Annotated in this window: 11 protein-coding genes; 4 read left to right on the top strand and 7 right to left on the bottom strand. The window is 40.3% G+C overall.

Features of this window, described 5'->3' with window-relative positions:
• Positions 1 to 123: 123 nt before the first annotated feature.
• The 4 genes from H7F25_RS12070 (at position 124) to H7F25_RS12055 (ending at position 3,466) form a co-directional block, all read left to right on the top strand.
• On the top strand, positions 124 to 738 hold the full coding sequence (locus H7F25_RS12070; RefSeq protein ID WP_185853765.1) for a LysE/ArgO family amino acid transporter: 615 nt from the start codon (positions 124 to 126) through the stop codon (positions 736 to 738).
• A 253-nt stretch (positions 739 to 991) separates the two neighbouring features.
• Positions 992 to 1,744 (top strand): hypothetical protein, encoded by a 753-nt coding sequence (locus H7F25_RS12065; protein ID WP_044334904.1) that lies wholly within the window; start codon positions 992 to 994, stop codon positions 1,742 to 1,744.
• Positions 1,745 to 1,760: 16 nt separating this feature from the next.
• A complete protein-coding gene (locus tag H7F25_RS12060) occupies positions 1,761 to 1,937 on the top strand; it encodes a hypothetical protein (protein WP_166644691.1) in 177 nt (58 codons plus the stop codon).
• Positions 1,938 to 2,113: 176 nt separating this feature from the next.
• Positions 2,114 to 3,466, top strand: coding sequence for an amidohydrolase family protein (locus H7F25_RS12055; RefSeq protein ID WP_185853764.1), 1,353 nt, complete (start codon positions 2,114 to 2,116; stop codon positions 3,464 to 3,466).
• 38 nt (positions 3,467 to 3,504) lie between these two features.
• Here H7F25_RS12055 and H7F25_RS12050 read toward each other — a convergent pair whose 3' ends face one another.
• The 7 genes from H7F25_RS12050 to H7F25_RS12020 all read right to left on the bottom strand — a co-directional run bounded on the left by H7F25_RS12050 (position 3,505) and on the right by H7F25_RS12020 (position 10,951).
• Positions 3,505 to 5,442: an ABC transporter permease gene (locus tag H7F25_RS12050; protein WP_185853763.1), complete on the bottom strand. Its 1,938-nt coding sequence runs from the start codon at positions 5,440 to 5,442 to the stop codon at positions 3,505 to 3,507.
• The gene (locus H7F25_RS12045) at positions 5,432 to 6,193 is read right to left on the bottom strand and encodes an ABC transporter ATP-binding protein (protein WP_024426158.1); all 762 of its coding nucleotides are present in this window, start codon (positions 6,191 to 6,193) and stop codon (positions 5,432 to 5,434) included. Before H7F25_RS12045 ends, H7F25_RS12050 begins: the two co-directional genes overlap by 11 nt.
• A 105-nt stretch (positions 6,194 to 6,298) precedes the next feature.
• The gene (locus H7F25_RS12040; protein ID WP_185853762.1) at positions 6,299 to 7,303 is read right to left on the bottom strand and encodes a sensor histidine kinase; all 1,005 of its coding nucleotides are present in this window, start codon (positions 7,301 to 7,303) and stop codon (positions 6,299 to 6,301) included.
• Entirely contained in the window at positions 7,303 to 7,992 is a 690-nt protein-coding gene (locus H7F25_RS12035) for a response regulator transcription factor (RefSeq protein WP_056768201.1), read from the bottom strand. Before H7F25_RS12035 ends, H7F25_RS12040 begins: the two co-directional genes overlap by 1 nt.
• A 109-nt stretch (positions 7,993 to 8,101) precedes the next feature.
• Entirely contained in the window at positions 8,102 to 9,022 is a 921-nt protein-coding gene (locus H7F25_RS12030; RefSeq protein ID WP_024424819.1) for an iron-hydroxamate ABC transporter substrate-binding protein, read from the bottom strand.
• 196 nt (positions 9,023 to 9,218) lie between these two features.
• Positions 9,219 to 9,818: a response regulator transcription factor gene (locus H7F25_RS12025; protein ID WP_024424818.1), complete on the bottom strand. Its 600-nt coding sequence runs from the start codon at positions 9,816 to 9,818 to the stop codon at positions 9,219 to 9,221.
• Positions 9,815 to 10,951: a sensor histidine kinase gene (locus H7F25_RS12020; protein WP_024424817.1), complete on the bottom strand. Its 1,137-nt coding sequence runs from the start codon at positions 10,949 to 10,951 to the stop codon at positions 9,815 to 9,817. The genes H7F25_RS12025 and H7F25_RS12020 overlap by 4 nt, the downstream gene beginning before the upstream one ends.
• Positions 10,952 to 10,984 lie beyond the last annotated feature (33 nt).

Below are 10,984 nucleotides of genomic sequence, written 5' to 3'. Positions count from 1 at the left end.
AAAAAGCGTTCGGATGGAAGCATCCGGCGCTTTTTTTGTACGGAAAATGAAATTCATTGAAAGCAGGCAGGGTGCTTTATGTTAAAATATGTAGGAATTTCTGAAAAAGGAGAATGTTAGTAGATGTCCATTGCGATCATTCATGGAATTGTGCTTGCCTTTGGTCTCATTTTACCTTTGGGCGCTCAAAATGTATTTGTATTTCAACAAGGAGCGCTGCAGCCTCGATTATATCGGGCAATGCCTGTCGTCATCACGGCTGCTCTTTGTGACACACTTTTAATTGCTTTAGCTGTCATAGGTGTTTCTGTTGTGGTGTTTACCATTCCAGTGCTGCAAATTGGTCTTTATATCATTGGTTTTTGTTTTTTAGTGTATATGGGATGGTCTGTATGGAACACAAGCTCATCATCAGGTGATCAAGAGAAGCAGAAATTAATGCCTGCAAGAAAACAAGTTGTATTTGCCTGTTCGGTTTCTCTTTTAAATCCCCACGCGATTCTCGATACGATTGGTGTCATTGGTACGAATTCGCTGCAATATAGCGGGGCAGAAAAGCTGGCGTTTACACTTGCCTGTATCATCGTGTCCTGGTTATGGTTTATGGGGCTCGCCCTTTTAGGGAAGATGTTAGGAAAGTTAGATACAAACGGCAAATGGATGAACCGTATTAATAAGGCTTCGGCGGTCATGATCTGGCTGGTTGCGTTATACATTGCGTATCAATTGATTGTGTAAAGGTACATAGAGAATGAAACAAAGAAGCGTTTGGACGTAATGATCCAGCGCTTTTTTTGTGTATTGGACAGGCTTTCCAGCCAGTGTCAGTACGATCTTAAGAGGTAAATCAGATGCAATTGCCTGGAGGAAATGATAAAGAGTAGGCTTTATGCTACATTATCACTAGTGGGTTTTATTGGTAATTTAGTCTATTACATTATTTCCCTTGAAAGATTATAATCTTTATTAAATTTACTAAAGGAGTCTATTGATGAAGATAAGAAAAATGTTTTGTGTGTTATTGTTCATATCACTTTTATTAGGACAATATCCGGTTGGAAACGCTGTTACCGTAAAGGAGGACGAGCCTTTTAAAAAGATACAAAATGATAAAGCAGCAGAAAAACTCATAAAAAAGGCAAAAAAAAGCTCTCAATTTTTAGAGGCAAAAGAATTAGCCCAAAAGAAAGGATATCTATTAAATGGAGAAAGTGCAGCTGTTCATTTGAAAGCTGCTAAAATGGATGTTGTTTATTTTTATCTGAAAAAAAAGAAGTCAGATAATCAGCTGCTTAACAATGTTTCCTTCATTTCAGTTTCACTGAGCCAAATAAAAGCTCACTATATTCAACTTGCGGAATACGATGAGAAAGGGAATTTGCACTCATATTTCTTTCAAAATGGAAAATTGAAAAATAAGTTCCATATCAACCAAAAAGGGGAGTTTTTAAAAGGATCTTTTACCTATGGTGAAAATGCTGTAAAGCAAGATATGATGGAATTAAATAAAAAAATTGTCCAAATAGATGATTCGGAAATTCAAACGAGTTTTAACTGGAACAAGTTTTGGGACTGCTTAAAAAAGAAAAGCGGTCCGAATGAATCTCTTCCATTACGTTCAATGGTTCTAGGAGCGTGTTATTATATTTGTTTTACGGGACCTGCTAGCTGTATTGCATGCGCAGTGATTAATGGAGGTATATCAGCGGGATTGGCCGGTTATTGTGTGAAAAAAGTTTGGTGAATAGGGGGGATTTAGAATGGCTCATAAAGAACAGCGTAAAGGAGTAGTTCTTGCTGTTTTAGATACGTTAACATTTGGAATACCAGTGTTGCTATGGAATTTATATAAGAATACGAATAAAACATTGAAATTAATGATCCCGATCATTCCGATTGTTGGTTTCATAACGTATCTTTTAGCATCCCTTCACTAATAAGATAAAAAATCCTTAGTATGAGCGTAACGCTCATGCTTTTTTCATTTATTTCAGAAACGCCAGCTCTTCATATATTGAGATAAGTCACTTTTCTTCTAATTTGATCCTGTTCTGTTTTAAAATGTCATTGAGGCGGGGTCATTTATCCTCGTCATTTGAAAAGGGGGATATGGATGAAGAAAACATTGTTTAAAGATGCAGCTCTCTTAACATTGGATCCAACTGTAGGTTTTCTTGAAAAGGGAGATTTATTAATTGAAGGGAAATACATTTTAGAAGTAGGACCTTCAATTGAAGTAAGTGATGCAGACATCGTTGATGCATCTGATATGGTCATCATGCCAGGTCTTGTAGATACACATCGGCATGTGTGGCAGTCTGTCATCCGGGGGATAGGAACAGATTGGTCTTTGCAGACATATTTGAGCAAAATCTATTATGGCAACTATGGAGCGATGAGACGCCCATCCGACGATCGAATCGCCAATTATTTAGGGGCATTAGAAGCTTTAGATGCAGGTGTGACCACGTTTTTAGACTGGACGATGATCAATTCATTGGATCATACAGAAGAGCTTATTGGAGGATTAAAAGATGCGGGCATACGAGCTGTTTTTGCTTTTGGTTCTTCTGGAGATGCTGAGTATTGGGATAGAGAGAGTACGCTCACTAATATGGAGGACGCAGCACGTGTGAAAAAAGCGCATTTTCAATCATCAGATCAGCTTTTAACAATGGGACTTGCGATTCGTGGTCCAGAGTTTTCTTCATGGGAGACGTCGCTATTTGAAATTGAAACAGCCCGGTCTCTAGATGCTCTATGTAGTATGCACATCGGCTTTGGGAATTGGGGAGCGGAGGATCGATCGATTGAGCGGCTTCATAAAGCAGGGTTACTCGGACCGGATTTGAACATGGTGCATATTAATGCAATTGATGCGGATCAAATGAAGATGCTGGCAGACAGCGGAAGCTCTATATCCATTACCCCTGAAATTGAAATGATGATGGGTCACGGTTATCCTGTCACAGGACTTGCGATTGAACAAGGTGTTCTTCCAACGCTCGGTGTAGACGTAGTGACAGCGACAGGAGGAGATTTGTTTGCCCAAATGAAATTCGGGCTTCAAGCAGAGCGCGCGATCCAAAATCAATCGTTGTTAATGGATGGGATCATGCCGGGGCCTGAACTTGGGCTGTCTGCTCATCAAATGCTTGAGGCTGCGACGATCAATGGGGCTCGTGCATTACAGCTCGATCATAAAATTGGGTCGCTTACACCTGGGAAAGAAGCTGATTTCATCCTAATCGACCGGACAAGCATGAATCTTCTGCCGATGACAGATCCGGCTGGCGCGGTTGTCCAAACGGCACACCCTTCAAATGTTGATTCTGTTTATGTGGCTGGAAAAGCAGTGAAACGAAACGGAAAGCTTGTTGATGTGAACCTAGAAGAGGTCAAACGAAAAGCTTATGCAGCAAGAGACCATATTTTATCACACAAGTTTGAATCGACACCTTCGTAAATAAAATAACCCCATAGGCGATGCCTATGGGGAATTGTTTACAAGGATTCTTTGATGACCTTTTTATAATATTGGACAGACAGGAATCCGAAGACAGAATAGAGGGCAGTGTAAATCGCCATGACGATAAGCATTGGAGTCCACAATTCTCCGCCGAACAAAAACCAGCCTGATTGTACAGCAAAGTAGCTGTGCAGCAATCCGATGATGAGCGGAATCCCAAAGTTAAACAGCTGTTTAAGCCGGATGCCTTTTAATAGATCCTTCTCAGTAAAACCAAGCTTACGCAAGATCGTGTAGGAGCTTTGTTCCTCTTCACTTTCATTCATTTGTTTAAAGTATAAAATACAGCCTGATGTGACAAGGAAGCTGAGACCTAAAAATCCGACCACAAACATCATTAGTCCTATTGTTTGTTTTTGCTGCTGAGCTGAAGCTAATTGAGACATGCTGTTGTCACTTAGTTTTAAAGATGTAAACACGCGATTTGCTTGTTCAAGATTTTGATCATCTTTTATATTGACTGCGTTATATTGGCTATTCTCAAGCTGCAGCTTTGGATCTTTCTGTTTGTCGAGCTGCTCAAAAACATGTTGACTCACGACGGCAACAGGCAGACCGCCAAAAGTGAAGTTGTAAGAAATGAGATAATCTTTCTTCATATCCATGACTTTCAAATCAACAGGCTCCTTGAGGAGAAGCTTCACATCGCCTGAGCTTTGAATCGGCATGAATTTCTTTAATAAATCACTGTAGCCGCTTAAAATAACTTCGTTGTTCTCTACATGAATATTTGGTGCGTTTTTCTCACTGATCACAGGCAGTGTCAATACGCCTGGTTCATTATTCACACTTTTTAACTCTGAATCCATGATTTTTTTCGCATCAAATTTCGCTTGAATCACTTTGACCTGCTTTTGATCATAAGCAATATGTTTGTCAGAAAGTGCACGAGTGAAGGTGGCTGCTTCTTTTTCTGAGCCCATGACGAAATGAGCTGGAATTTGCTGCTCAGCGGTTTTTTCTGCTGAGTAATAGGAAATGTAGCTAAGAGCCAGCAAACCGATGGCCAGTGCAGATACGGTTGTAATAATTGTTAAAAGCAGTGCATTTGATTTTAGCCTGAACATAATGGATGACAAAGATAACACTTCATGAATGGCGAGATAGCCATTTTTTCTTTTACGTACGATATTGGCAATGAAAGAAACAGAGCCTTTATAAAAAAGAAAGGTACCTATGATGACAGAGGCTAGAATATAAATCATGGCTAAAAGTAACTCAAACATCGACGTATATGAGCCGGTAAAAAGCTTAGAAGAAATATAATAGCCTGAGCTGATCAAGACAATACCGAAAACACCAATGATGATTTCAAAGATAGAGATCTTTTTCACACGCTGTTCTGTCGAAGATGTTGTTCTAAACAAAGATAAAATCGTCTGTTTTTTAATAAAACGCCTATTTCTCAGCATAATCAATCCATAGATAATGAAAAAGACAAAAAGTGTTTGCAGAAGGGCCATGCCTGAAAAATGCAGATTGGCGATGGCGTTAACACCAGTCACTTTAAATAACACCATCAGCATCAGCTTTGAACCGATAAAGCCGGCAATGATGCCGATAACCATGGCTGTCACGTACAGGATAAAGTTTTCTGCATTGAGCAGTCTAGCAATTTTTTGTTTCGTCATGCCGATGAGCTGAAGGAGACCTATTTCTTTTCCTCTGCGTTTAATAAAAATGCTATTCGCATAAAGCAGGAAAATACCGACGATCGCAATGAGCAGAACCGAAGCGGCTTTAATTGAAGCGCCGCCTTTAATGGAGCCTTTTACACCATCAAGTGCTGGCGAGTACTGCAAGGTGACAAAGGAAAAATAGAGCGCGACACTAAACACGAGAGCAAACACATATAAATAGTAATTCTTCAAATTTTTCTTCAAGTTACGAAAGATGAGCTGATTAATGTTCATGCTTCACACCGCCTAAGACACCTTGCGTTTTCATAATATCCTCGAAAAACATTTTTCTTTCTAAAGCGCCTTTATTCAACTGTGTATAAATCTGTCCATCCTTGATAAAAATGACGCGGCTTGAATAGCTGGCTGCGACAGGATCATGAGTTACCATCACAATGGTCGCTTTTCGTTTACGGTTGAAATCTTGCAGTTTGTTGAGCAGGTCAGATGCCGATTTGGAATCAAGTGCCCCTGTAGGTTCATCAGCGAAAATAAGACTTGGTTCATGAATAAAGGCACGAACCGCCGATGTCCGCTGCTTTTGTCCGCCAGAGAGTTCGTTCGGGTATTTGTCTCTTAGTTCATAAATGCCCATGTCTTCTGCAAGCTGTTGAAAACGTTCAAAAGCTTCTTTTTTTGGCGTTTTGGAGATGGATAAAGGCAAAAGAATATTTTCTTTGACCGTGAGTGTATCAAGTAAGTTATAATCCTGAAAAACAAAGCCAAGCTGCTTTTTTCTAAATTCCGCAAGCTGCTGATCCTTCATTTGCGTCATCTCAGCATCTGCAATACGAATGGATCCGCTGGATACATGATCGATAGAGGACAATACGTTCAGAAGGGTTGTTTTCCCCGAGCCTGATGGCCCCATGATACTGACAAATTCCCCGGCTTCAATGGTTAAATCAATACCGCTGAGCACCTCTTGTTTGTTGAATTTATTTCCATAGCTTTTATAAATTTTACGAGCTTCTAAAATGTTCATTTGCTGAACCCCTTTTTCTTTTAATTGATATCTCTAGTATAAAAAGAAGGCTGCCAAACGTCCTTCGATTTGGCGAACAAAACAGACGAGCATGTGACATTGTTGTCACATGCTCGCAATATGAACAAAATCATTCTTTTTCGGAAAGATGAAGGTGAAGGTTGTCCCTTGATCTATCGTGGAGTTGACCTCGATCGTCATATGAAGAGCGTCTGCTCCTTTTTTCGTTAAATAGAGCCCCATTCCTGTTGAGGCGGTGTCATTGTGATGTCTAGTTGAGGTAAAGCCTTTTTCAAAAATACGAGAGATGTCTCTTGGATCAATTCCTCTGCCTTGATCTGTGATCGTCAGCATGACTTGGTCATTTATTTGCTTGCTTTCAATGACAATATCGGAAGAATGGCTGTATTTGACTGCATTTGTGAGTACCTGTCTGATCATAAAGGATAACCATTTTATATCACTTAATACGGTACGTTCCTCCAGCGTCAGCTCAAAGCCGATTCCTTTTTGCATACACCAGGATTGGAGCGCTTTGATTTCTTTTGCTATGATGCTTTGCAGGTCCAGCTTTTCAATGAATAAATCATTTTCAATATGACGTACTCTGCTTTGGTGCAGCTGGGCATCAAGTAATAAATGTATTCTGAGCCACTCATACGTCATATTTGATTTCAGCTGCTGATCTGTTAAGCGGTCAATCATTAAGCGCATCGCTGTAAGGGGGGTTTTGACCTCATGTATCCAAGAGAGCAATTCATCTTTTTCTTCTTCGAGAGCGATTTTCTGCTCTGCTGCCATCTGCCGGTAGCGTGCGATTTGCTCTGACGTTGCATCATGGATGAGCTGCTCAAATGGGGAAGAGGGGGTTAGCCGTATTTGATGTTCAATGTCATCATCCCATTCTTTCAACCTCTCATAATAAGCCGTTTCTTTTCGGTATCGGAAAAAGAAAAAGACAATCATGAGAAACGTAGACAATAGCACAATATAAAAAAGAGAAGCGATTGGAATGGTCGTATCCAAATAAGCAACAAACAGAATGAGGAGCTGCAAACTAAGAAAGAAAAGAATCCAGCTTCTTCGTTCTTTTAAAAATGCTTGCAGCATCATTGATCATCCTTTTCCTTTGCAAGATAGCCCTGACCCACTTTTGTCTCAATGAAGGCGCCAAGGGAGATCTCGTCTAGTTTTTTTCTGAGGCGGTTGACGTTTACAGTCAGTGTGTTGTCACTGACAAACCGTTCATCCTCCCACAATGCTTGAATGAGTGATTCACGGCTTACGATATGATTTTTATGCTGAATCAATTCCTTGAGAATAAATAACTCATTTTTTGTTAATTCAACCTCACCATGATCATTTGTTACGGTATTTTTTTCTAGGTCAATCGCAGCGCCGCACCATACCTTTAGGCTGGCCGGTTCTGCACTATAATCATGCACGCGGCGAAGAACAGCACTTATTTTGGCAATGAGCACGTCAAAATGGAAGGGCTTTTGCACAAAATCATCGGCACCGAGCTGCATTGACATGACCATATCAGCTGGATGGTCTCTTGAGGAGAGGAAGATGATTGGAACATTTGAATGATGCCGAATCATCCGGCACCAGTGAAAGCCATCGTATTTTGGCAGCTGTATATCTATAATGACGAGATCAGGCTGGACAGACGTGAATTCCTGAAGCACCTGATGAAAATTTTGAATCCCATAGACATCATAGGACCAGTTAACTAGACGTTCTTTGATTTCCTGGAAGAGGGTTGTATCATCTTCAATTAGTAAAATCTTAAACAAAATCAGCACCACACTTTTTGTATTCGCTTGTTGTCATTGTAGCGGAAAAAAGGACCTGCCGCTAGAACCAGACAAGAAAAAAGCAAGGGAAGAGGTCCCTTGCTTCAGCTTATTTACCTAAAAAGTGCTTTTTAAAGAATGATAGTTGGAATTCAAGTGTGAGTGGGTCATTAAAATAGAATTCCTCTGCATTGGCTTCATACACACGATGTTTTTTGACAGCTGGGATGGACTTGTAAATTTCACTGTTTTGATAGGAATTGTCCATTTCGCTGTTTTTACTAATGATCATATAGTCTCCAGCAAATTCAGGAATGACTTCCTGTGAAACCGCGTAGTAGCCGGCTTTTAATGCTTTTTCTTTCACTTTCTCAGGCATTTTCAGTTTCATTGCTTGATAGAGAATTTCTGTTCCGCGGCCCCATGCATCTCCAAAAACGTAAAGATCTTTTGTGCCGCTTTCAAAGACAGACACTGTTGCATCTTTACCGATTTTTGCTTTGATTTCTTTTCCAGCTTCAGCTGCGCGTTTTTTGAAATCTTTTACCCAAGCTTTTGCTTCTTTTTCTTTGTTTAAAACTTTTCCAATTTCAATGTGCTGCTGAAGGTAATCAACTTTGTTATACGTAAACAAAACGGTTGGTGCGATTTTTTTGAGTTTTTCTACATTTTTAGTATTGCTTAAGCCAATGATGACATCAGGCTTTAGCTTCATGATTTTCTCTACATTTGCATCAGATACTTCTTCCACATTTTTTAATTTCTTTTGGAAGCGCGGATTCTTTTTGGACCAAGAGTCAACGCCGACAAGGTTCACACCAAGTGACATGACATTCCCTGTGTAAGAACCGAGCACAACAACACGTTTTGGATGCGCTGGCAGCTTCACAGGCCCATTTTCAGATTGATATGTAATTTTGTCTGATGATGCTGATTGATTTCCTTTATTTGAGGAAGAGCTGCTGCTATTGCCACATGCGCTCAATGCAAGTACAAAGATGAGCATCAGAGGGAACAATATTTTCTTCATGAATGTAGACTCCTTTGAAATCGGCGCATAAGCCGGATATTGGTTGTATTAGTGATAATGATAATTATTATCACTTGGATATCATATCATAGGACTGTAGGCTGTTGTCAATGACATTTTGATAGCTGGTAATAAAAAATAAAAGGGGATTTTCAATAAAAAAAGATCAAGGCAGCATGTGTCCTGATCTTTTTTCTTATTTAAACCAGCCTTTTTCTTTTGAGCGTGTAATGGCCTCGATGCGGTTTTTCACTTCCAGCTTATCTAAAATAATGGAAATGTAGTTCCGGACAGTGCCGCTTTTGATGCTGAGTTCTTTTGCAATTTCTTTTGTGTTTTTACCGTCTGCGACGAGTTCAAGGACCGATTTCTCTCGCTCCGTTAAAGGATTTTCATCACTATATAAGTCTTCCATCAATTCAGGGGCATACACCTTTTTCCCTTTCATCACACTGCGAATCGCACTTGCCAGCTCCTCGCTTGGACTGTCTTTCAGCATGTAGCCGCTGACGCCCGCTTTTAGCGCCCTTTGGAAATAACCGGAGCGGGCAAAGGTCGTTAAAATAATGATTTTCACATCTGATCCTTTGAGCTCTTCCGCTGCATCAAGTCCGGATTTTCCCGGCATTTCAATATCCATTAAGCAAATATCAACAGGATGTGTTTTGGCAAAATCGATGGCATCTTGGCCATTTGTACCTTTTCCAACAACCGTCATATCGTCTTCTAAATCGAGAAGTGAACCGAGTGCACCAAGCAGCATTTGCTGATCTTCTGCGATAAAGATGTTGATCATTTCATACCCTCCTTTTCTTTTGCTGCTGAATCATTTGGAATGCTCATAATGAGCTTTGTCCCGTCTTTTGTTTCAATCCGCAGGCGGCCATTTGCAAATTCCAATCTTTCTCTTATTCCTAAAAGGCCGTGACCCTTCGTTTGAGAGGATGGATAGTCGCCTTTAAATGTTCCGTCGTCCTCAACGGTGATGATGGCTTCCTTTGACTTTTGGTGAATGGTAATTTTACAAACCGTTGCATCACTATGTTTGACGACATTCGTCACCGCCTCTTTTATGCACATGCTCACAATGTTTTCGTTCAGAAGTGAGATGTGTTTCGGTGCTTCCTTTTCATCATAAATCAATTCAATTCCAGCTGCTTCGAGAATTTGCTCGATGTTCGACATTTCATCTTTGATTCGGATGCCTTTCATGGAGGAAACAATCTTCCGCACTTCATTGAGAGACGTTCTGGCGGTCTGCTGGACGCTTTTGAGTTCGGCACGAGCCTGTTCAGGGTCTTTATACACGAGTTTACGGGCAAGATCACTTTTTAAACCGATCAAAGAAAGCTTTTGTCCAAGGGTGTCATGCAGGTCGCGTGCAATGCGCTGCCTTTCTTCAAGCTTCACAAGATCTGCAATCCGTTCATTGGCATATTCTAATTTCTCCTCAAGCCGTTCACGTTCCTTCCTGCTCCGAATGCTGAGAGGAAGAAGAATGGCACTAATCAGGGTGATGACGACAAAAGGAATTTGTGTGAGAAACCAGCCCTTTTTTAAGATCAAACTAAAGTTCACTGCCACGGCGGCGCTCGCCAGATGGATATAGTACAAGATATAAAAGGGAACTTTTCGTTTAATATGTCCGTTAAAATATGCGATGCAAAAAGCGAAATAAATATAGCTGTAGAGCATCACATAACCAGTTGAAATACCGATCAATAATAGGCCAAAGACATATAATGACCAGCCTTTTGCAACAAAGGCAAAACGATACACAGCGAAAAAGACGACGTTCAAAATAATGCCGATCACAATACCTAAAGTCGAAGGTGTCTTAAGGATAAAATAGAAGGGCAGGATGAAAAAAATGGCCCATATATAGGGGGAAATCCCATGCAATTTTTGAAGTTTAAACTGTTTTTTCATCCGTGTGCCACCTTTTTTCGTTTTTCATTGTTT

Origin of the sequence: Bacillus sp. PAMC28571 (genome assembly GCF_014250435.1) — a bacterium.
GTDB lineage: Bacteria > Bacillota > Bacilli > Bacillales > Bacillaceae > Bacillus > Bacillus safensis.
The sequence above is the reverse complement of the archived record's forward strand: the minus strand, read 5'-3'. Positions and strand labels throughout refer to the sequence as shown.